Source organism: Microvirga sp. VF16 (genome assembly GCF_016864375.1).
GTDB lineage: Bacteria > Pseudomonadota > Alphaproteobacteria > Rhizobiales > Beijerinckiaceae > Microvirga.
On sequence record NZ_CP069354.1, the window covers coordinates 2,598,362 to 2,620,885 of the forward strand.

Annotated in this window: 18 protein-coding genes; 13 read left to right on the top strand and 5 right to left on the bottom strand. The window is 64.1% G+C overall.

All coding sequences use genetic code 11. The features are described from left to right. Positions 1-4: 4 nt before the first annotated feature. Complete coding sequence (locus JO965_RS12245; protein ID WP_203444166.1) at positions 5-1,039, bottom strand: ABC transporter ATP-binding protein; 1,035 nt, start codon at positions 1,037-1,039, stop codon at positions 5-7. Positions 1,040-1,055: 16 nt separating this feature from the next. Next, complete coding sequence (locus JO965_RS12250; RefSeq protein ID WP_203443872.1) at positions 1,056-1,823, bottom strand: FadR/GntR family transcriptional regulator; 768 nt, start codon at positions 1,821-1,823, stop codon at positions 1,056-1,058. Between the two features lie 335 nt (positions 1,824-2,158). Here JO965_RS12250 and JO965_RS12255 point away from each other — a divergent pair, with 335 nt between their 5' ends. The 10 genes from JO965_RS12255 (at position 2,159) to JO965_RS12300 (ending at position 15,284) form a co-directional block, all read left to right on the top strand. Next, positions 2,159-2,767 (top strand): ANTAR domain-containing response regulator, encoded by a 609-nt coding sequence (locus JO965_RS12255; RefSeq protein WP_203443873.1) that lies wholly within the window; start codon positions 2,159-2,161, stop codon positions 2,765-2,767. A 35-nt stretch (positions 2,768-2,802) separates the two neighbouring features. Next, entirely contained in the window at positions 2,803-4,065 is a 1,263-nt protein-coding gene (locus JO965_RS12260) for a CmpA/NrtA family ABC transporter substrate-binding protein (protein WP_203443874.1), read from the top strand. A gap of 382 nt (positions 4,066-4,447) precedes the next feature. Beyond that, positions 4,448-5,740: a CmpA/NrtA family ABC transporter substrate-binding protein gene (locus JO965_RS12265; protein WP_203443875.1), complete on the top strand. Its 1,293-nt coding sequence runs from the start codon at positions 4,448-4,450 to the stop codon at positions 5,738-5,740. 18 nt (positions 5,741-5,758) lie between these two features. Next, positions 5,759-6,661, top strand: coding sequence for a nitrate ABC transporter permease (gene ntrB / locus JO965_RS12270; protein WP_203443876.1), 903 nt, complete (start codon positions 5,759-5,761; stop codon positions 6,659-6,661). A gap of 11 nt (positions 6,662-6,672) precedes the next feature. Next, positions 6,673-7,467 (top strand): ABC transporter ATP-binding protein, encoded by a 795-nt coding sequence (locus tag JO965_RS12275; protein WP_203443877.1) that lies wholly within the window; start codon positions 6,673-6,675, stop codon positions 7,465-7,467. Between the two features lie 11 nt (positions 7,468-7,478). Continuing rightward, a complete protein-coding gene (gene nirB / locus JO965_RS12280; RefSeq protein WP_203443878.1) occupies positions 7,479-9,929 on the top strand; it encodes a nitrite reductase large subunit NirB in 2,451 nt (816 codons plus the stop codon). Then, positions 9,926-10,258: a nitrite reductase small subunit NirD gene (gene nirD, locus JO965_RS12285; protein ID WP_203443879.1), complete on the top strand. Its 333-nt coding sequence runs from the start codon at positions 9,926-9,928 to the stop codon at positions 10,256-10,258. The genes nirB and nirD overlap by 4 nt, the downstream gene beginning before the upstream one ends. Positions 10,259-10,268: 10 nt before the next feature. Further along, the gene (locus JO965_RS12290; protein WP_203443880.1) at positions 10,269-12,926 is read left to right on the top strand and encodes a nitrate reductase; all 2,658 of its coding nucleotides are present in this window, start codon (positions 10,269-10,271) and stop codon (positions 12,924-12,926) included. Continuing rightward, complete coding sequence (gene cysG / locus JO965_RS12295) at positions 12,898-14,373, top strand: siroheme synthase CysG (protein ID WP_203443881.1); 1,476 nt, start codon at positions 12,898-12,900, stop codon at positions 14,371-14,373. Before JO965_RS12290 ends, cysG begins: the two co-directional genes overlap by 29 nt. 2 nt (positions 14,374-14,375) lie before the next feature. Continuing rightward, positions 14,376-15,284, top strand: coding sequence for a uroporphyrinogen-III synthase (locus JO965_RS12300; protein WP_203443882.1), 909 nt, complete (start codon positions 14,376-14,378; stop codon positions 15,282-15,284). On the opposite strand, the gene JO965_RS12305 is transcribed toward JO965_RS12300, so the two are convergent. Beyond that, a complete protein-coding gene (locus tag JO965_RS12305) occupies positions 15,187-16,071 on the bottom strand; it encodes an SDR family oxidoreductase (protein WP_203443883.1) in 885 nt (294 codons plus the stop codon). The genes JO965_RS12300 and JO965_RS12305 overlap by 98 nt on opposite strands. A 235-nt stretch (positions 16,072-16,306) precedes the next feature. On the opposite strand from JO965_RS12305, the gene JO965_RS12310 reads away from it, so the two are divergent. Next, positions 16,307-17,455 (top strand): amidohydrolase, encoded by a 1,149-nt coding sequence (locus tag JO965_RS12310; protein ID WP_203443884.1) that lies wholly within the window; start codon positions 16,307-16,309, stop codon positions 17,453-17,455. A 296-nt stretch (positions 17,456-17,751) separates the two neighbouring features. Here JO965_RS12310 and uxuA read toward each other — a convergent pair whose 3' ends face one another. Continuing rightward, complete coding sequence (uxuA, locus tag JO965_RS12315; RefSeq protein ID WP_203443885.1) at positions 17,752-18,948, bottom strand: mannonate dehydratase; 1,197 nt, start codon at positions 18,946-18,948, stop codon at positions 17,752-17,754. A 68-nt stretch (positions 18,949-19,016) separates the two neighbouring features. Further along, complete coding sequence (locus tag JO965_RS12320; protein ID WP_203443886.1) at positions 19,017-19,745, bottom strand: GntR family transcriptional regulator; 729 nt, start codon at positions 19,743-19,745, stop codon at positions 19,017-19,019. Positions 19,746-19,868: 123 nt separating this feature from the next. On the opposite strand from JO965_RS12320, the gene uxaC reads away from it, so the two are divergent. Then, positions 19,869-21,272: a glucuronate isomerase gene (uxaC, locus tag JO965_RS12325; RefSeq protein ID WP_203443887.1), complete on the top strand. Its 1,404-nt coding sequence runs from the start codon at positions 19,869-19,871 to the stop codon at positions 21,270-21,272. A gap of 50 nt (positions 21,273-21,322) precedes the next feature. Then, positions 21,323-22,510: an ABC transporter substrate-binding protein gene (locus JO965_RS12330; protein WP_203443888.1), complete on the top strand. Its 1,188-nt coding sequence runs from the start codon at positions 21,323-21,325 to the stop codon at positions 22,508-22,510. The last annotated feature ends 14 nt before the right edge of the window (positions 22,511-22,524 follow it).

Genomic DNA, 22,524 nt, shown 5'->3' on the forward strand with positions numbered 1-22,524 from the left:
ACGCTCATAGGGCGGCTCCACGATGAAGTTCGAGAGGGGCGTACCAGCAGCGCGCCCGATGGCCCGGCTTGATCTCGGCAAGAGGCGGCGGATCGTTGGCGCAATGGCTGTCGGAGAACGGGCAGCGCGGTGTGAAGCGGCAGCCCTTGGGCATCAGCTCCGCCGGCGGAACGGTGCCTCGGATCGTGGCGAGCCGTCCCTGACGGCGGCCGAGCGATGGGACCGAGCCCATGAGGCCGATGGTGTAGGGATGCTGCGGGTCCTCGAAGATTGCTTCGACCGGACCGCTCTCAACCACGCGTCCCGCATACATCACGGCGACCTCGTCGGCGACTTCCGCCACCACGCCGAGATCGTGGGTGATGAGGATCATGGCCGTGCCGGTTTCCTCCTGCAGGCGACGGATCAGGGTGAGGATCTGGGCCTGGATCGTCACGTCGAGGGCAGTAGTCGGCTCGTCGGCGATGAGAAGCTGCGGATCATTGGCAAGTGCCATGGCGATCATCACGCGCTGGCGCATGCCACCTGACATCTCGTGCGGATAGGCGCGCAGGCGCTTCTCGGGCGCGGGAATGCGCACCTTCTTCAGCATATCGAGCGCCCGCTCCCAGGCCTCGGCCTTCGAAACCTTGCGATGCCGGGCGATGCCCTCAGCGATCTGGTCGCCCACGGTGAAGGCCGGGTTGAGCGAAGTCATCGGCTCCTGGAAGATCATCGCCATCCGATCGCCGCGCAGATCCGCCCGCTCGCGCTCGCTGAGCGTCAGCAGGTCCCTGCCATCGAAGAGGGCAGTGCCTGCAACGATCCGCGCCGGCGGCGTCGGCAGGAGGCCCATGAGGGCAAGCGACGTCACGCTCTTGCCGCAGCCGGACTCGCCGACGATGCAGAGGGTCTTGCCCTTGCTCACCGAGAAGGACACGTCGTCGACGACATTGATGCCCTTCGGCGCGCCATCGAAGCGGACGGAAAGCCCCTGGACCTCGAGCAGCGGCGGTTCCGCGGCCAACCCGGCTTTGTCCGGGTTGCGAATTTCGGTCATCGATTGCTGCGCTGCCTCAAGTCCCATGGAGACGTTGATCCTCAGTGTTGTCTGAAATTGTTGCTTCTTGGATGGCGCCGTCGGGTAAGGGGCTCGTCATGACTTTCAGAAGGCCATCCCGGACGAATGCGAGGTGCTCGCGCATCGCCCGTTCCGCCGCGTGGGCCTCGCGCTGGGCAATGGCTGCGATGACGCGCCGGTGCTGGTCCACGTAAATCTGCTGCCGGGCGCCGGACCGCGCCCGCTCGCGCAGGATCCGCCAGGTGGTGTCCTGACGGATGCGGTCGACCATGTCGAAGATCGCCAGAAGGAGGGCGTTGCCGGCAACCTCCGCAATGGCCCGGTGCAGGGCGCTGTCCCAGAGTTCCCGTCCATCCGCATCGGAGGTCGAGGCGGTTTTGTCAGCGAGATGCATCAACCGTTCGATGTCGCCATTCGAGGCGCGGAGAGCAGCGAGCCGGGCCAGGGCCGGTTCGATCTCCAGGCGCACATCCATCACTTCGAGCGGATTGGTTCGCCGGGACAGTTCTTCGAGATTGGCATGCGGCTCGGGCGGGCGAGGTCCGAGAAAGGTGCCCTTGCCCTGATGGCGCCAGATCCGGCCTTCGGCTTCCAGCACCTCGAGTGCCCGCCTCAGTGCCCGTCGACCGATGCCGATCTGGGCGGCCAGCAACCGCTCGGAGGGGAGGCGCTGCTCCCCATCGAGAGAGCTTTCCTCCAGAAGAGCCCGCAACCGCCCGAGGGCGAAGTTGGAGCTATCCGGTAGGGACTCAGGGTTGTCCATGAAGACTTCGCTCCGCGCGTACTAATCTTGCTGCTGGTATTCCGGGCGCGATCCGTTGTTTCGTAACCCGGGTCTTCGACGAAAGGAAACTAGCTCAACGCCGAACCAATTGGCAACTGGTTCGGTGATGGTTCCCTGGTCAAACCCTGCTGATCCATTAGTCGTAGAGGCGAGGGGGTCTATCACCGTGCTTGGAAAGGCTGGGCGGCATTTGCCTAAAGTTTACGCAACGGGAGTGGTCAATCTGCAGTTCTCCAAGCAAGGAGACTTTGGCCTGAAACTTGCCTCATGCTTTGGTTAGTGGATCATCCTTCGCAGCGAGAGCGTTCAGGAATTTGACCAAAGACACCCAATACGGTCAGCGGCCCCTTCGCGTTGCGATCATCGAGGAAAACAGCATCAGGGCGGCCATTCTCGTCGATGGATTGCGGGAGGCCGGGATTGTGGACGTAGAGGTCATCGAGACGATGACCAACATGCTCCGGCGCCTGAGCACCATCGATCCGGATGTGATCATCATCGGCATCGAGAACCCAAGCCGCGATGTCCTGGAGCAGATGTTCCAGGTCTCCAAGCTGGTGTCACGCCCCGTGGCCATGTTCGTGGATCGATCCGATGGATCCATGATCCAGGCAGCGGTGGAGGCGGGCGTGTCCGCCTATGTGGTCGATGGACTGCGCAAGGAGCGTGTGAAGCCCATCGTGGACATGGCGGTGAGCCGCTTCAATGCCTTCGAGCGTCTGCAGCGTGAGCTTTTGGAGGCACGCAGCGAACTGGCCTCTCGAAAGGTGATCGAGCGGGCGAAGGGCATTCTCATGAGAACGAGGCAGCTCTCGGAAGAGGAGGCCTATGGCCTGCTTCGCCAGACTGCCATGAACGAGAAAAGGAAGCTTGTCGACATCGCCCAAAGCGTGGTGACCGCAGCTTCCCTGCTGGAGAAATAAGCGTGCGGGATTTGGAAGAGGCGGGGAGTGGACCCATGCATCAGGCCGGGTCGGTCAATGACACTCCCTCGGAGACGAGGGGGTGTCCGGTGCCCGAGCGTCTGGTCCGTGTCGGGTTCATCCCCCTTGTCGACATGGCCGTGCTGGTGGCTGCCGCCGAGCAGGGGTTTGCCCGTCGCGAGGGCATTCGCCTAGAATTGATCAAAGATGTGTCGTGGTCCAACATTCGCGACCGGCTGGCGTTTCGCCAATTCGACGTTGCCCACATGCTGAGTCCGATGCCGATCGCATCGCAGCTTCATCTGGGATCCAACCCCTATCCCTGTTTCACACCTTTCGCCCTCGGGCGCGGCGGCAACGCGATCACGCTTTCGGTCGAGCTCTATCGCGAGATGCAGGCACTCGCCGGCCTCGATGGCTCGGAGGACGCGCTCACCAACGGCCGGGCCCTGAAGCAGGTGGTCGAGCGGAGGCGGCACGTTGGCAAGAAGCCGCTCGTCTTCGCCATGACTTATCCCTTCTCCTCCCACAATTACGAATTCCGGTTCTGGCTCGCGGCAGCCGGGATCAGCCCTGACACTGACGTGACGATGACGATCGTACCGCCTCCGCTCACCGTTGATGCGATGGCGGCGCGAGCCATCGATGGCTTCTGTGTCAATGCCCCTTGGAACGTAATCGCGGTGGAGAAAGGCGTTGGACGCATGGTGGCGACCAAGGCCGATATCTGGCCCTCTGCGCCGGAAAAGGTGCTGGGTGTCAGCCCGGAATGGGCGGAGGAAAATCCGGAGACGCTGTCTCGCCTCATCGTTGCACTCGATGCCGCAGCCCGTTGGTGTGATGACGAGCGGAACCACAAGGCCTTGGCGGACATGATGTCGGATCCTGCCTATCTGGGCGTTCCATCCGAGATGATCCTGCGCCTGCTTTCCGGGCAACTGACGGTGGATCCCGACGGCAGGACGCGGCATGTGGAGAACTACCTGACCTTCCACGATCAGTCGGCAAATTTCCCCTGGATCAGCCAGGCGCTCTGGATCTACAGCCAGATGGTGCGCTGGGGACAGGTTGCCTACGACGAGACCGGTCTATCCCAAGTCCGGGCAGCCTACCGTCCTGACATGTATCGCGCGGTTCTGGGAAGCTCGGGCGTTCCGATACCGTCCGTCGACAGCAGGATCGAGGGCGCAGAACTAGAGAAGTTCATCGATGGGCGACGCTTCGTGCCCGATGACGTTCCCGGCTACGTGGCAGGTTTCGACATCCGGAACGGGATCAAGCCGACGGTCGTGGAATAGGCATTGCACCGCACACAACAAAGGCGCAGTGCACAAATTATGACCTTGAGCAAGATATAGGCAGTCTGTACCTTTTCTAAGTGAGAGAAGGGCGGGACAACGAAGTCCGAGCCACTCTCAAACGATAGGCCGTCAACGATGACGGACCGTTGATGCCTCAAAAGAGGCGTTCCCGACAACGACGTCGCTGGATCAGCTGTGCCCGCTCACCTGCGGCATTCAGTTCATCTCGCGGCGTTTTTTGCGTTTCGGCCGGGCCTGCATGGTCCGGCAACAGGAGATCTGCGTCTGTGATCGAGCCTCGGGCTCCAGGCGGATCCACCTGATGAAGTTTCATCGACTCTCGTCCGCATGGCGTGACGGCAGGAACAGGGGAAGCACGATGCAGACACCGAAGATCACCCGTCGAGACGCGCTCCGCGGCGCCAGCGCCGCCTTGACGCTCGCCGCTGTGAAGTCGGCCTTCCCCGGCGGTGCATTCGCGCAGAGTGCGGAGCCGGAGACGAAGACCGTCAAGCTCGGCTACATCGCACTCACCGATGCGGCGGCGCTGATCGTCGCCAAGGAAAAGGGCTTCTTCGCAAAGCACGGGCTGCCGGATGCGGAGGTGCTGAAGCAGGCCTCCTGGGGCGCGACCCGCGACAACCTCGTGCTCGGCTCCGAGGCGAACGGCATCGACGGCGCTCATATCCTGACGCCGATGCCGTATCTGATCTCGACGGGGAAGGTGACGCAGGGCAGCGTGCCGACGCCGATGTATATTCTCGCCCGCCTCAACCTCGATGCGCAGGCGATCTCCGTCGCCGCCGAATATAACGGCCTGAAGCTCGGCCTCGATGCATCCCCGCTGAAGGAGGCCTTCGCGAAAAAGCGCGCGGCCGGCGGTGATCCGAAGGTCGCGATGACCTTTCCGGGCGGCACGCACGATCTCTGGATCCGCTATTGGCTCGCCGCCGGCGGCATCGATCCCGACAAGGACGTCTCCACCATCGTGGTGCCGCCGCCGCAGATGGTCGCCAACATGAAGGTCGGCACGATGGATGCGTTCTGCGTCGGCGAGCCGTGGAATGCGCAGCTCATCAACCAGAAGCTCGGATACACCGCAGCCAACACCTACGAGATCTGGAACAAGCATCCCGAAAAGGCGCTCGGTCTGCGCGCTGCCTGGGTCGACAAGCACCCGAAGGCAGCGAAAGCGCTGCTCATGGCCGTGATGGAGGCTCAGGCCTGGTGCGACAAGCTCGAGAACCGCGAGGAGATGTGCAAGATCGTCGGCACCCGCGCCTGGTTCAACGTGCCCGTCGCCGACATCCTGCCGCGCCAGAAGGGCGAATACGACTACGGCATCGAAGGCAAGGTCGTGAAGGACTCGCCCGGCATCATGAAGTTCTGGCGCGACCATGCCTCGTTCCCGTTCAAGTCGCACGACCTCTGGTTCATCGCGGAGAACATCCGCTGGGGCAAGTTCGAGACGAACACCGACGCCAAGGCGCTGGTCGACAAGGTCAACCGCGCCGATCTCTGGCGGGAGGCGGCGAAGACCCTCGGCATCGCCGCAAGCGATATCCCGGCCAGCGACAGCCGCGGCAAGGAGACCTTCTTCGACGGCAAGGTCTTCGATCCGGACAATCCGCAGGCCTATCTGGCGAGCCTGCCCATCAAGCGCATCGCGTAAAATTCGGAGAACAGGCTCATGGTTCATTCCGCACGCGTCCTCGCCCTCCCGAATCCGAAGGTCGCCCTCCCGGCACAGCAGGCTGCATTGCATCCGCTGGCACCGAAGCCGGTCAGCCTTGCCTCCCGCGCCCTGAAGATCGGTAGCCGCGTCGCCACACAACTGGCGCCGCCGGTTCTGACCATCGCCCTGCTGCTGCTGCTTTGGCAGATGCTGGCATCGGGGCCCACTTCGGCGCTTCCAAGCCCTCTCAAGGTGATAGACGACAGCTGGGAGATCATCGTCAATCCGTTCAAGGTCGGAAACGGCATCGACCAGGGACTCTTCTGGCACGTGTCGGCCTCTCTCGTGCGCGTCGGCTACGGCTATATCCTCGCTGCGATCGTCGGAATCGGAGTGGGCGTCCTGCTCGGCCAGTCGACGCTCGCCATGCGTGGCCTCGATCCGGTGTTCCAGGTCCTGCGCACCATCCCGCCGCTCGCCTGGCTGCCGCTTTCGCTGGCGGCCTTCCGCGACGGGCAGCCTTCGGCAATCTTCGTGATCTTCATCACGAGCGTCTGGCCGATCCTGATCAACACCTCGGTCGGCATCCGCAACATCCCGCAGGATTATCGCAACGTCGCCAAGGTCCTACGCCTGTCGCCCATCGAGTTCTTCACCCGCATCATGGTGCCCGCAACGGTGCCACACATGTTCACCGGCCTTCGCATCGGCATCGGCCTGTCCTGGCTTGCCATCGTGGCGGCCGAGATGCTGATCGGCGGCGTCGGCATCGGCTTCTTCATCTGGGATGCGTGGAACTCCTCGCTCATCTCCGACATCATCGTGGCCCTGGTCTATGTGGGCGTCGTCGGCTTCCTGCTCGACCGTTCCATCGCAGCCATCGGCCATCTGCTCACCCGCGGCACCGCTGCGCAATAGGGAGAAGCATCATGGCCTATCTCAAGATCGACCACGTCGGCATCTCCTTCCAACGCGCGGGCGCCACGACGGAAGTGCTGCGGGACGTGAACCTCTCCATCGACAAGGGCGAATACGTCTCGATCATCGGCCATTCCGGCTGCGGCAAATCCACGGTGCTCAACATCGTGGCGGGCCTTCTGCCGCCGAGCCAGGGCGGCGTGCTCCTGGAGGGCAGGGCGGTCGAGGGCCCGGGGCCGGACCGCGCCGTGGTGTTCCAGAACCACTCTCTCCTGCCCTGGCTGACCGTGCGCGAAAACGTGGAGCTCGCCGTCAACAAGGTCTTCCGCGGCAGGAAGTCGAAGGCGGAGCGCCGCGACTGGACGCGGCACAATCTCGAGCTGGTGCATATGGCTCATGCGGAGAACAAGCGGCCTCACGAGATCTCCGGCGGCATGAAGCAGCGCGTCGGCATCGCTCGCGCGCTCGCCATGGAGCCGAAGATCCTGCTGCTCGACGAGCCATTCGGTGCCCTCGATGCTCTGACCCGCGCCCATCTCCAGGATCAGGTCATGGAGATCCACGGCCGCCTCGGCAACACCATCATCATGATCACCCATGATGTCGATGAAGCGGTGCTGCTCTCCGACCGGATCGTCATGATGACGAACGGTCCTGCCGCCACCATCGGCGAGGACTTGAGCGTCAACCTCGAGCGTCCGCGCAGGCGCCTCGAGCTGGTCGGCAATTCCACTTACAACGACGCCCGTGCCGCCGTGCTTGAGTTCCTCTATGCACGCCACCGGGCTCCGACACTCGCAGCGTAAGGAGAGTGACGATGCCCAGAAAGCTTGTCGTCATCGGCAACGGCATGGCCGCAGGCCGTGCCCTGGAGGAGCTGTTCGAGCGCGCTCCCGGCGAATACGAGGTCACGATCTTCGGCGCCGAGCCGCGGGTAAACTACAACCGCATCATGCTCTCGCCGGTTCTTTCGGGCGAGAAGGCCTATGAGGACATCCTCATCCACGACGATGCCTGGTACGAGACCCATGGCATCACCCTCCATCGCGGCAAGCAGGTCGTCGCGATCGACCGGCAGGCCAAGCGCGTGACCGCGGCGGACGGAACGACGGCAGATTACGATCAACTTCTCGTCGCCACCGGCTCAGTGCCCTTCGTGGTGCCGATCCCCGGAGCGACCCTGCCGGGCGTGGTCACCTACCGCGATCTCGACGACGTCAACACGATGCTCGAAGCGGCCGGGAAGGGCGGTCGCGCCGTCGTCATCGGCGGCGGCCTGCTCGGGCTTGAGGCGGCGGCCGGCCTGCAGGCGCAGGGCATGGAGGTCACGGTTCTCCACCTCATGCCGACCCTGATGGAGCGCCAGCTCGATCCGTCCTCGGGCTATCTGCTCCAGAAGGCGTTCGAGGACCGCGGCATCGCGGTGCGCTGCAAGGCGAACACCCACGCGATCCTGGGCGACACGCATGTGACCGGCGTCCGGCTCGATGACGGCACCGAGCTGCCGGCGGATATCGTCGTCATGGCGGTCGGCATCCGGCCGAATGCGGTCCTGGCGAAGGAGGCAGGCCTCGAGACCAACCGTGGCGTGCTCGTCGGCGACGACATGCGCACGAGCGACCCGGACGTGTTCGCGGTCGGCGAATGCGTCGAGCATCGCGGCCTCTGCTACGGCCTCGTGGCGCCACTCTACGAGATGGCGAAGGTCGTCGCCGCGCAGCTCGCCGGCGACGAGACGGCCGCCTATACCGGTTCGGTCACCGCGACCAAGCTGAAGGTGACCGGCATCGACCTGTTCTCGGCGGGTGATTTCGGCGAGGCCAAGGACCGGCAGGACATCGTCCTGCGCGATGCGGCACGCGGCATCTACAAGCGCCTCGTGCTCAAAGAGAACCGCATCGTCGGCGCGGTGCTCTACGGCGAGACCGGGGACGGCTCCTGGTTCTTCGATCTCCTGCGCAAGGAGACGGATGTCACGGAATTGCGCGATACCCTGATTTTCGGTCAATCCTATGTTGGGGGTGCCCCCCTGGACCCTACGGCGGCCGTTGCAGCCTTGCCGGATGATGCGGAAATCTGCGGCTGCAACGGCGTCTGCAAGGGCAAGATCGTCCAGGCGATCACCGACAAGGGCCTGAGCTCGCTCGCCGAGGTGAGGGCGCATACCAAGGCTTCCGCCTCCTGCGGCACCTGCACCGGCCTCGTCGAGCAGGTGATGACCCTGACGCTCGGCGACAAGTTCGCCAAGTCGGCGGCCGAGCCGATGTGCGGCTGCACCGATCTCGGCCACGACGATGTGCGCCGCCTCATCCGCGCGGCGGAGCTGAAGTCGATCCCGGCCGTCATGCAGGAACTGGGCTGGAAGAGCTCCTGCGGCTGCGCCAAGTGCCGCCCGGCCCTGAACTATTATCTCCTCTGTGACTGGCCGGAGGAATACGAGGACGACGGTCGCTCGCGCTTCATCAACGAGCGGGTCCATGCCAACATCCAGAAGGATGGCACCTATTCGGTCGTGCCGCGCATGTGGGGCGGCCTCACCAACCCGCGGGAGCTGCGCGCCATCGCGGATGTGGCCGAGCGCTACAATATCCCGACCGTGAAGGTCACGGGCGGTCAGCGCATCGACCTGTTGGGCGTGCGCAAGGAGGATCTGCCCGCGGTCTGGGCCGACCTCAACGATGCCGGCATGGTCTCGGGCCACGCCTATGCCAAGGGCCTGCGCACGGTGAAGACCTGCGTCGGCAAGGAATGGTGCCGTTTCGGCACGCAGGACTCGACCGGCCTCGGCGTCAGGATCGAGAAGTTCATGTGGGGCTCCTGGACGCCGGCGAAGGTGAAGATGGGCGTCTCCGGTTGCCCGCGGAACTGTGCGGAATCGACCTGCAAGGATGTGGGCGTGATCTGTGTCGATTCCGGCTACGAGATCCACTTCGCCGGCGCCGCCGGCCTCCACATCAAGGGCACGCAGCTGCTCTGCAAGGTGCCGGAGGAGGACGAGTGCATCGAGGTCATCGCGGCCCTGACGCAGCTCTACCGCGAGCAGGGGCACTATCTCGAGCGCATGTACAAATGGGCCGACCGGGTCGGCGTCGATTCCATTCGCGCGACTGTCGTCGACGATCTCGAGAAGCGCCGAGGTCTCTATGAGCGCTTCGTGATCTCCCAGCGCAATGCGCAGGTCGATCCCTGGGCCGAGCGGGTCGCCGGCCGCGATGCGCACGAGTTCAGGCCCATGGCGAACTTCACCCTGGCGGAGGCAGCGGAATGAGCGAGTGGATCGATGTGGGTACGGTCGACGACGTGCCGGTTCTCGGATCACGCGTCGTGCAGGCGCCCGGCGGCGACATCGCCGTGTTCAAGGCAGCGGACGGGACGCTGTTCGCCCTGCGTGATCGCTGCCCGCACAAGGGTGGGCCGCTGTCCCAGGGTATCGTGCACGGCCATTCGGTGACATGTCCACTGCACAATTGGGTCATCAGCCTGGAAACGGGAGAAGCACAGGGCGCGGACCATGGCTGCACCCACAAGATCCCACTGCGGATCGAGGGCTCGCGCATCCTGCTCGCGGCCTCATCCCTGATGGCCCGCGCTGCCTGAGGAGGGGATCGTGAGCCTCACCCCGATCCGGACCACATGCCCCTATTGCGGTGTCGGCTGCGGCGTGGTGGCGACGTCGCAGGAGGACGGCTCCATTGCGATCAAAGGGGATGAGCAGCACCCGGCCAATGAGGGCCGCCTCTGCTCGAAGGGGTCGGCTCTGGGTGAGACGCTGAGCCTCGACGATAGGCTCCTCTTTCCGGAGGTCGATGGGCGCCGTGCGGGATGGGACGAGGCGCTGGATCTGGTGGCGCGGCGCTTCTCCGAGACCATTGCCGAGCATGGCCCTGAATCGGTCGCCTTCTACGGCTCGGGCCAGTTGCTCACCGAGGATTACTACGTCGCCAACAAGCTGATGAAGGGCTTCATCGGCGCGGCCAATATCGACACCAATTCCCGCCTCTGCATGGCCTCGTCGGTGGCCGGCCATATCCGCGCCTTCGGCTCCGATACCGTGCCCGGCACCTATGAAGATCTCGAGGAAGCCGATCTCGTCGTCCTCGTCGGCTCCAACATGACGTGGTGCCATCCCGTCCTGTTCCAACGGGTTCTCGCGGCCCGCGAACGGCGTGGCACCAGGATCGTTGTCATCGACCCTCGCCGCACCGTGACGGCGGAGGCCGCTGATCTGCATCTGGCAATCGCCCCGAATTCCGATGTGGCGCTCTTCGCCGGCCTGCTCGATCATCTCGACCGGATGGGGCTGCGCGACAACGCCTATGTCGACAGCCACACCTCCGGCCTCGACGCAGCTCTGCAGGCCGCGGGCGAATGCGGCTTTCCCGGGGCGCTGAATGCTACCCGCCTGCCGGCCGAGCTGCTCCGCGAGTTCTACACACTCTGGAGCCGTTCCGAGCGCGTCGTGACCGCCTATTCCCAAGGTGTAAACCAATCCGTGGCCGGCACCGACAAGGTCAATGCCATCATCAATTGCCATCTGTTCACTGGTCGCATCGGACGGCTCGGCATGGGACCGTTCTCGCTCACCGGACAGCCCAATGCCATGGGCGGGCGCGAGGTCGGCGGACTGGCGAACATGCTCGCGGTTCATCTGAACATCAACAGCGCGAGCCATCGCGAGTTGGTTCGCTCGTTCTGGGGCAGTCCGCGCATCGCCGAGAAGCCCGGTCTGAAGGCGGTCGATCTTTTTCGTGCCGTCGGCGAGGGGCGGGTCAAGGCGATCTGGATCATGGGCACGAATCCGGCCGATTCCCTGCCCGATGCCGATGCCGTCCAAGAGGCCTTGCGCCGATGCCCGTTCGTGGTCGTGAGCGATGTCACCCGCACCGACACGACGCGCCATGCCCATGTGCTCCTGCCGGCTGCGGCCTGGGCGGAGAAGAGCGGCACGGTGACGAATTCCGAGCGTCGCATCTCGCGCCAGCGCTCGTTCCTGAAGCCACCCGGCGAGGCACGGCCAGATTGGCGCATCGTCTGCGACGTTGCCGCCCGCATGGGCTTTGCCGAGGCGTTCGATTATCAGTCGCCCGCCGAAATCTTCCGCGAGCATGCCGCCCTGTCCGGTCTCGCCAATGATGGAAGACGCGATTTCGACATCGGCGCCTGTGCCGAATTGAGCGGGAACGCCTACGACGCGCTCGAGCCGTTCCAGTGGCCGCGCCGGCGGGGTGAGGCGCTCGATGCCGGCACGACCCGCTTCTTCGCGGCGGGCGGCTTCTATACGCCCGACCGGCGAGGGCGGTTCGTCCCGACACTGGTCGCGCAGCAGGCGGTCTCGCCGGAGTTCCCGCTGATCCTCAACACGGGCCGCATCCGCGACCAGTGGCACACCATGACGCGCACGGCGAAGACGCCGCGTCTGATGAGCCATTACGCGGAAAGCTTCTGCGAGATTCATCCGGACGACGCGGAAGATGGCGGAGTTGCGCCCGCCACGCTGGTGCGCATCGTCAGCCCTCAGGGCAGCGCCATCGTCCGCGCGCTGGTGACGGAGCGGCAGCAGAAGGGCAGCATCTTCGTTCCCATGCACTGGACGGACCAGCAGACGGCTCAAGGACGCATCGGTGCGGCGACCTTCGCTGCGGTCGATCCGGTCTCCGGTCAGCCCGGTCTCAAGTCCTCCAGCGTCAGCATCGAGCCCTTCGACGCGGCCTGGTACGGCTTTGCGGTGCTGCGCAACCGGCCTGAGACAATCCGGGCGGATTACTGGGCGCTGGCCCGGGCCGAGGGAGGCTGGCGCATCGAGCTTGCCGGCACCGAACCCGTGGAGGATTGGGCAGATTTCGCCGCCACTCTGATCGGCAGCGGTGAGAATCTCGAGACGCTGTCATACAGCGATCAGGACCAGGCCAGCTTCCGGCTCGCGACCTTCGCGGGCGATGCCTTGCTGGGTGCGCTGTTCGTCGCGCCGCAACCGGTGGCCGTGTCGCGGACATGGGCGGTCGAACATCTGTCAGCGCCTGACATTCGCGGCACTGAGCGCCTGCGCCTGTTGAGCGGGCGGCCCGGTACCGATCAGGCCGATCCCGGTCCCATCGTCTGCGCCTGCTTCTCGGTCGGTGCAAACCAGATCGCCGCGGCGATCGAGAACGGCGCCGCATCAGTTGAAGCCGTTGGGGAAACCCTGCGCGCCGGCACGAATTGCGGCTCCTGCCGCGTTGAAATCAGGAGGTTGATCGATGCTGCAGTCCTTAAGAAAGCCGTCTGAGGCGGAGCCGGGCCGGCTCGGCCGGCTGGCCAAGCTGCCGGTCTTCTTCGACCTGAAGGATCGCCGCGCGGTGCTCGTCGGCGGATCGGCGGGAGCGGCCTGGAAGGCAGAGCTTCTCGCGGCCTCCGGCGCCGACGTCGACATCTATGCGACCGATCCCTCGCCCGAGATGGAGTACCTGTTGGCGCGTGGCGGTGCGGACGGCTCGCTCACTCTGCATCGAAATGGTTGGTCTGCCGAGATTCTGAAGGATGCCGCTCTCGCCGTCGCCGATCTCGAAGACGAGGATGAGGCCGAGACCTTTGCGGCTGCCGCGCATGCTGTAGGCGTGCCCGTCAATGTGGTCGACAAGCCGGCCTTCTGCGATTTCCAGTTCGGTTCCGTCGTCAACCGCTCGCCCGTCGTGATCGGCATCTCGACCGACGGCGCCGCGCCCATCCTCGGGCAGGCAATCCGGCGCAAGATCGAGACGTTGCTGCACCCCTCGGTTGCGTCCTGGGCCAGCTTCGCCAAACACCTGCGCGAACGCGTGATGCAGCATCTGCCGCCCGGCATGGCGCGGCGCACCTTCTGGGAGCGCTTTACCGATCTGGCGTTCCGCGGCAAGGCACCCGCGACATACGGAAACACGATGGAGACGGTGCTGGAGCGCATCGCCGCGCAGACGGGAGAGACGGTTGGACGCGTCACCCTCGTCGGTGCCGGTCCCGGCGACGCGGAGCTGTTGACCCTGAAGGCGATGCGGGCTCTTCAGTCGGCGGACGTGATCCTCTTCGACGATCTCGTCTCCGAGGATGTGCTCGAACTCGCCCGTCGCGAGGCGAAGCGGATGATGGTCGGCAAGCGGGGAGGGCGCGCCTCCTGCGCTCAGGACGACATCAACGACCTCATGACGCGTCTGGCGCTGCAGGGCAAGCAGGTGGTGCGGCTCAAGTCCGGCGATCCTATGATCTTCGGACGGGCGGGCGAGGAGATCGAGCATCTGGAGAAGGCGGGCATCCCCGTCGATGTGGTGCCGGGCATCACGGCCGGCATTGCGCTTGCCTCCGCTCTCGGTGTGTCGCTCACCCATCGCGACATGGCGCAATCGGTCCGGTTCGTGACGGGATGCGCGAAGACCGGCCAGCTACCGAGCGGTCTCGACTGGCAGGGACTGGCCGACCCGAGCACCACAACGATCTTTTACATGGCCGGTGGCACCGCGGGCGCCATCGCCGAGCGTCTGATCGAAGCCGGATGCTCTCCGACCCTCCCTGCTGTGATGGTATCGAACGTGTCGCGCGGCGACGAACGCTGGGCTGGCTCAATCACCGATCTCGGCTGGGCCAGCGAAAGGCGCGATCCGACGAAGCCCGTCATCATCGGTGTCGGTCGTGTGTTCAAGCGCGCTGCGAAAGCAGATGCCCGGAGACTTGGACATCCTCTCATGCTTGGCGCGACGGCTTGATCATGCTGGAAGGACGTCGCATCGCCGTGCCCGAGAGCCGGGAACTCGATCTGTTCACGCGAATGCTCGAGCGGCATGGCGCCGTTGCCGCTCGCTGCCCGCTGGTGTCGATCCACGATGTGGAGGATTCCGCTCCGGCCGACGCCTGGCTGGAACGGCTCGTCCAAGGCCGGCACGACATCGTGGTTCTCTATACCGGAGAGGGCTTGTCCCGTCTTCTCGGCTTCGCACGTCGGAAAGGCATTGAGGCGGACGTGATTGCCGCGTTGAGCAAAACCTTCACGGTCGCTCGCGGCCCCAAGCCGGCCAAGGTCCTGCGCGGCATCGGTCTCGTCCCGGATATGATGGCGGAAGAACCGACGACGGCCGGATTGATGAAGACCCTGTCCACCCTCCCTATCAAAGGCAGGCTCATCGGCGTTCTGCTCTACCCGGGTGGCGAGGAAGCCTTGCCGAATTTTCTTGAGGCGGCAGGCGCACAGGTGGATCCCATCCTGAGTTATCGCTATGCCTCGGACGAAGAGGATGAACAGGTCCTCACGTTCATCGAAGAGCTTGCTTCCGGAGCCATCGACCTGATCGCCTTCACCAGCACGGCGCAGGTGCGGCGCTTGCAGGAGGTCGCGCGACGGTTCGGCAGGGAAGAGGGACTCGATGCCGCCATGCGGCAGATTCTGATCGCCGCCGTCGGGCCTGTGACGGCAGAAGCGGTCGAGAAAGCAGGCTGGCCTGTCGGCGCGATGCCGCAAGACAGCTATCACCTCAAACCGCTGATGATGGCCTTCGGCAGGAAATTGGCGCAAGACGCCAACATTAGTGCTTCGGCGTGTGTCCCTCGCCGGCCTCAAGAAGCGCCTGCAGACCTTCACGGTAGCTCGGATAGCGGAGCGTTACGCCGAGTTTCGTCTTGATGCGCGTGTTCCGCACGCGCTTGTTGTCAGCATAGAAGGAGCGTGCCATGGGTGTCATGTCCGCTTCCTCGAAAGGCACTTCCGGCGGAGGCTCGCGCCCGAGCAGTTCCGCCGCATAGGCAATGACATCCTGTGGCGGGCCAGGCTCGTCGTCCGCAACGTTGTAGATGGCGTTCGGGCTCGCGCGCTCGATCGAAGCCATCAGGATCTGCGCGATGTCGGCCGTGTGGATCCGGTTGAACACCTGGCCTTTCTTGACGATGGATCTGGCGGTCCCGTCGGCGACCTTCACCAGAGCATTGCGGCCTGGGCCATAGATGCCGGCAAGCCGGAAGATCTGCACGGCAAACGGAGCGCTCTCGCCAAGCGCGAGCCATTCCTGTTCGGCAGCAATGCGATCACGGGAGCGGATCGTCGCCGGATTCGGCGGTGTCGTCTCATCCACCCAATTGCCGTCCGCATTGCCATAGACACCCACCGTCGACAGATAGCCGACCCAGCGGAGATTGGGAGCCGACGCGATCGCCTCCGAAAAATGCTCCAGCACCGGATCCGCCTCGTTCACGGTGGGTACGGAGACGAGCAATGCGTCCGCGCGGGCGATCTGGTCGAGAATGCGAGGATCGTAGCCGGCGCTGTCGAATCGGTAGGCCTGAAGGCCTTCCGCCTCCATCGCCCGAACCTTCTCCGGCGAGCGCACCGTGCCGCCGATTTGCGTGAAACGCTCGCCGTAAAGGCTGAGGAACTGGCAGACCGAATAGCCGAGACCGAAGACGAACAGATTCATGAGATTGAATAACGTTAATAATGACGGGTGTGGTCAGGCGAACCTAGCGAGATCGACGGAGGGCAGCAACTGCGGAGCATTCCGCACGCGCGATACATCCTTTTGTCGTGCTAGCCATTTTGCTGGGTTGATCGGCGCTTAACCCCTGCTCCATAACCGTCTGGCCGCAACGGGCCGGAGCATTATCGGTCGATGCCGTTCTGCCTCCTATCAAGCTCCGGCGCGGAGGTGATTCATGGTTCTGACCAATCAAGATATGGTTGAGCTCGCTGCCTTCAGACGCAAGCTGCACCGCATGCCCGAACTGTCACGGGAGGAAATCGAGACCGCACGGGAGGTTCGTGCGTTCCTGGCTTCGACCGGAGCGGACTGGATCATCACCGGTCTCGGCGGTCACGGCATCGCGGCCATCTACGAGGGTAGGGAGCCGGGCCCGACCGTCATGGTCCGGGCGGAACTCGACGGGCTGCCCATCGAGGAAATCTCCGATCTGTCCTATCGCTCAGTGACGCCCGGCAAGGCGCATCTGTGTGGACATGACGGGCATATGGCGATCCTGGCCGGCTTGGCGCGCGTGCTCGGTCGCCAGCGCCCACAGCGCGGCCGCGCTGTCCTGCTCTTTCAACCGGCGGAAGAGGATGGCTCCGGCGCGGCGGCCGTCGTCGCCGATCCGCGCTTTCGCGAGATCTCTCCGGACTTTGCATTCGCCCTGCACAATCTCCCTGGCCTGCCATTCGGCCAAGTGGCACTGGCAGAGGGGCCGGTCAATTGCGCATCGCGCGGCATGCGCATCGTCCTGAACGGCAAGACGGCTCACGCCTCGATGCCGGAGACGGGGATCTCTCCCATGAATGTCGTTGCCGAACTGATGCCGGCGCTGACTGCCCTCGGCCGTGGCGGCCCGCTGGACGATGACTTCGCAATGGTGACGGTCACTCATGCGAAGATCGGTGAGCCCGCCTTCGGCGTCGCTCCCGGACGTGCTGAGATCTGGGCAACCCTGCGCACTCTGACCGATGCCGGCATGGAAGATCTCTGCGTGAGCGCTGAGCATCTGGTGCTGAGCGCGGCGCGGGAACAGGGGCTCAGCGTCGAGATCTCCCACGACGACATCTTCCTGCATTGCGAGAACGCACCCGAGGCCGTCGCTCATCTTCGCCGCGCCCTCGATGAAGAAGGCGTGCCGCATGACAAGGGCGACCTGCCGATGCGAGCCTCCGAAGATTTCGGGCGCTTCGGCCAGAAGGCACCCGCTGCCATGTTCTTCTTAGGAGCGGGCGAGAACCACCCGAGCCTGCATAATCCGGACTACGACTTTCCGGACGACCTGATCGGCATCGGCGCCCGGGTGTTCATGCGGACATTGCGGAATTTGCTCGGGTAGGCTTTTGCACACGACGCGCAGCTTTCCTTGCTGCCGCCCGTGTCATCCCCGGCGAGCCGGAGGCGAGGGAAGGGGATCCATTCAACGCATGGCGCTATGGATTCCCTTCCCCTCCGCTGCGCTCCGGCCGGGGATGACATTCTCTCACGTCATCACCGGCCTTGCGCCGGTGAACTCGATTTGAAAGCGTCGCGCTTCACACCATCGGGATGGCCGGGACAAGCCCGGCCATGACCTGGAGAAAGACATTTCAGACGTTGCACAACGACGATCCGGCACACAGGGCGGACATGCCCCTAAAGCGGCAGGCCGCGCAGCGCGGAAACCGCCTGCATCACGCCGCGCAGCTCGGCGAGGCCCCGCATGCGGCCGATGGCAGGATAGCCCGGATGCGTGGGTTTGCCGACATCGTCGAGAAGTTCGTGGCCATGGTCCGGCCGCATGGGGATGCGCCAGTGCTTTTCTCCCGCGTCCTTCCGGCGCTTCTGTTCCTCGAGAAGCACCGTGACGAGGGCGACCATATCCGTATCGCCGCCGAGGTGATCGGCTTCCATGAACGAGCCGTCTGGGTCCTTGGCGACGTTGCGCAGGTGGGCGAACCAGATTCTGTTGGCGAAGCGTTTCGCGATGGCTGGAACATCGTTGATGGGATTGGCTCCGAGAGAACCGCTGCACAGGGTGAGTCCGTTCGATGGCGAATCGACGGAGCCGAGAATGAAAGCGATATCGTCCGCATTGGAGACGATTCGCGGCAGGCCCATGAGCGGACGCGGCGGATCGTCGGGATGGATGCACATCCGGATCCGGACCTCTTCCGCGGTCGGGATCACCTCGCGCAGGAAGCGGGCGAGATTCTCGCGAAGAGCGGCGGCGTCGATACCCTGGTAACGGGCGAGCATGGCGCGCAGGCCGGGAACATCGTAACGGTCATAGGCTCCCGGCAGGCCAGCCATGATGTTGGAGAGAAGCTTGCGCCGATCGGCTTCCGAGGAGCGGAGGAACCATTCCTTCGCGCGCCTCAGGACGTCGGGCGAATAATCCGCCTCGGCGCCCGGGCGCTCCAGCATGAAGCAATCGAAGGCTGCGAATTCATGGAGGTTGAAGCGCAGGGCGGTTGCGCCTCCGGGAAGAGGGTAGGCCAGTTCCGTGCGTGTCCAGTCGACCACCGGCATGAAGTTGTAGCAGATCGTGGTGACGCCGCATTGCGCGAGGTTGCGCATGGATTGGCGGTAATTGTCGAACAGGCTCGTCAAGTCGCCTTCACCGATCTTGATGCGCTCGTGGATCGGCAGGCTCTCGACCACGCTCCACCGCAAGCCGAGCGAAGGGTCGGCGGCGATGAGCGCTTTACGCTTTTCGATCTCCTCGACGCTCCAGATCACGCCATAGGGGATTTGATGCAGCGCGGTGACGATGCCTGTCGCACCCGTCTGGCAGATATGGGAAAGCTGAACGACATCATCGGGGCCGAACCAACGCCAAGTCTGTTCCATGATTGCCTCTTAATGGTGGGGCCGAATGTGATCGTCGGCGATGGTTCCGGATTGCTCTTTCATTGGTGTCACGCGCTGAGCACCTCCAGCAGAGCATCGGCCTCGGGCTCGAAGAGATCCGGGTGCTTAGCGGCGAGCTCTGGCAGGGATCGCAGGATTTCGCTCAGGTGCTGGCTCATGGCCTTTTCGGCAGCAATGGGATCGGACGCCTTGATGGCGTCGACGATCATCGCATGCTGCGCGACGATGAGGTGACGCGGGGTCGCCTGCTTCACATCGAGATACCGCACCCGGTCCATCTGCGGTTTGACATCCTCGATCATGCGCCACGCGGCAGGCCGTCCGGCTGTTTCCGCAAGAAGACGGTGAAACTCCTCGTCGAGAGCCATGAAATCGTCCGACGACGTGGAGCGCTGGGCGCGGCGCTGCCGGGTCAGGCTGGCATTGAGTTCTGCCAGCATCATTGGAGTAGCCTTCAGGGCCGCCTCACGCACCACGGCGCATTCAACCGCCACGCGGATGAAGCGCGCATCCTCGACAGCGGTCCGCGAGATCTTGACCACCTGGGTGCCCCGCTGCGGCAGGACCCGCACGAGGCCGGCCTCGCTCAGTTTGATCAAGGCCTCCCGGACCGGTGAGCGGCTTACCCCGAATCGCTGTGCCAGATCCTGTTCGGACAGCATCTCGCCAGGGGAAATCTTCATGCTGACGATGGCTTGGCGAAGAGCACGCGTGACCTGCCGGGCCATGGGTTCGCGGTTGAGATCGAGCTTCGCAAGGGCTGGTCTATTCGTCATAAGTGGCACACTACCATACTAGTAGACCATTGCAAAGGATCGTGGAACGGCTTAATGTTGGCTCAATGAGGCGCTCGGAACCGGCCTGGAAAACGGCTCGGGCGAGGCCTGAGGGAGTACGCCATGCTGATCCATCCGGACCGGCTGTTTCCTGTCGAGCCCACCACCTGTGCGGTGGCGCGCCGGCTCTATGCGGAAGTACGGGACCTGCCCATCATCTCGCCGCATGGCCACACGGATCCCCGTTGGTATGCGGAGAACGAGCCGTTCCCGGATCCGGCGACGCTTTTCGTCATTCCCGACCATTACGTTTTCCGCATGCTCTACAGCCAGGGCGTCAGGCTGGAGCAGCTTGGAATCGCGACGAAGGACGGCAGCCCGGTCGAGCGCGATCCGCGGGCGATCTGGCGCCGCTTCGCGTCTCATTATCATCTCTTCCGTGGCACACCCACGCGCCTCTGGCTCGACCATACCTTTGTGACCCTGTTTGGCTTCACCGAACGGCTCTCTGCCGCGAATGCAGATGCGTATTACGACCGCATCGACGAAGCGCTGCGCACGCCGGAGTTCCGGCCGCGCGCGCTCTTCGAGCGTTTCCGCATCGAGGCCATCACCACGACGGAGAGCCCGCTCGATCCGTTGAAGCATCACGAGACCATCCGGCAATCGGGCTGGAAGGGGCGGGTGGTCACGGCATACCGGCCCGATCCGGTGATCGATCCTGAATTCGAGGGCTTTCGCGATAATCTGGTCCGCTTCGGTGAGATCACCGGCTGCGATACAGCGACCTGGAGCGGCTACCTGGACGCGCATCGCAAGCGGCGCGCCTTCTTCCGCGACTATGGCGCGACCTCCACCGATCACGGACACCCCACAGCCAAGACCGCCGATCTGTCGCAGGCTGCTGCCGAAGCGCTTTTCCATCGCGTGTCCTCGGGCGATTCAGGACCAGCGGATGCGGAAATGTTCCGTGCCCAGATGCTGACCGAGATGGCAGCGATGAGCATGGAGGACGGCATGGTCATGCAGCTCCATCCCGGCTCCTTCCGCAACCACAACGATGCGCTCTTCCGCCGCTTCGGCCGCGACATGGGCGCGGACATTCCGCTCCAGACGGATTACGTCCGCGGTCTGAAGCCGCTTCTCGACCGCTTCGGCAATGAGCCGAACTTCACCTTCATCGTCTTTACGCTCGACGAGACGAGCTACTCGCGTGAACTGGCACCGCTCGCCGGGCACTATCCGGCCCTGAAGCTCGGTCCCGCCTGGTGGTTCTTTGATGCGCCGGAAGGCATGCGCCGCTTTCGCGAACTCACGACCGAGACGGCCGGCTTTTACAACACCGTCGGCTTCAACGACGACACGCGGGCCTATCTGTCAATTCCGGCGCGGCATGACGTGGCCCGCCGGGTCGACTGCGCCTATCTCGCCAATCTCGTGACGAGCCATCGCCTCGATGAGGATGAGGCGCATGAGGTGGCGCACGATCTTGCCTATCGCCTCGCGAAAGAGGCCTACAAGCTGTGAGACGGGACATGGCCGCGCATGAGCCATGTCGCACAGAACGGGAGGAAGACATGACGAACCTGATCACCAGGCGGACTTTCGTCGGCGGTGTCGCCGGTGCCGCGGGCGTTGCAGCCCTCGGCGGGCCGAGCTTCGCGCAGGCGACCCTGCCCACGAGCCCGGTCGCACTCAACGTCATCGACGTTGCCGGAAACCTGGCGCTGACGCAGAAGGCTATCGAGAACTATCGCAAGGCAAAGCCCAACCTCGTTTCGCGCATCACCTTCACCAAGGCGACGGCGCCGGAACTCGCCGGCAAGATCAAGGCACAGCAAGATGCGGGCCGCGTCGACATCGACCTCGTGCTCACCGGCACCGATGCGCTCTCAGCCGGCATCGAGCAGAAGCTTTGGGTCGACCTGATCCCCGGCCACACCAATTCCCTGCCGAAGCTTGACGACATCTATCTTCCGGCCGCCGCCAAGATGCAGGGGCTGGCGAAGGGACAGGGCGTCGTCGTGACCTATTATCCGTCGGGTCCGCTGCTCGAATACATGCCCGATAAGGTCAAGAATGTGCCGACCACGGCGGAAGAGCTTCTGGCCTATACCAAGGCCAATCCGGGCCGCTTCCTGTATGCGCGCCCTGCCAATTCCGGCCCTGGCCGCACCTTCATCATGGGCCTGCCCTACATCCTCGGCGACAGCAACCCGCAGGATCCCGCCAAGGGCTGGGACAAGACCTGGGCCTACCTGAAGGAGCTCGGGCAGAACATCGAGTATTATCCCTCCGGCACCGGCGCAGTGATGAAGGAGCTTGGGGAAGGTTCCCGCGACATGACCGTGTCGACGACCGGTTGGGACATCAACCCGCGCGTTCTCGGCGTCGTGCCGAAGGAGGCGAAGGTGGCGGCGCTCAAAGGCTTCCACTGGGTGGCGGATGCTCACTACATGTGCGTGCCCAAGGGCCTGCCGAACGAGAAGGTCGCCGTCCTCCTCGACCTCATGAACTTCCTGCTCACCAAGGAGCAGCAGGCCTACACCTTTGACGAGGGTTACTTCTATCCGGGCCCGGCCGTGAAGGGCGTGACCCTCGACATGGCGCCGCCGGAGAGCCAGGCCGCCATCAAGGAATTCGGCCGTCCGGAATACGAGAAGTGGATCGCCGAGAACCCGATCGAATTGCCGCTCCAGCCAGAGCAGATGGTCGTCGCCTTCCGCCTCTGGGACGAGCAGGTCGGCGGCGCCAAGCGCAAGTAAGACGACAAACAAGG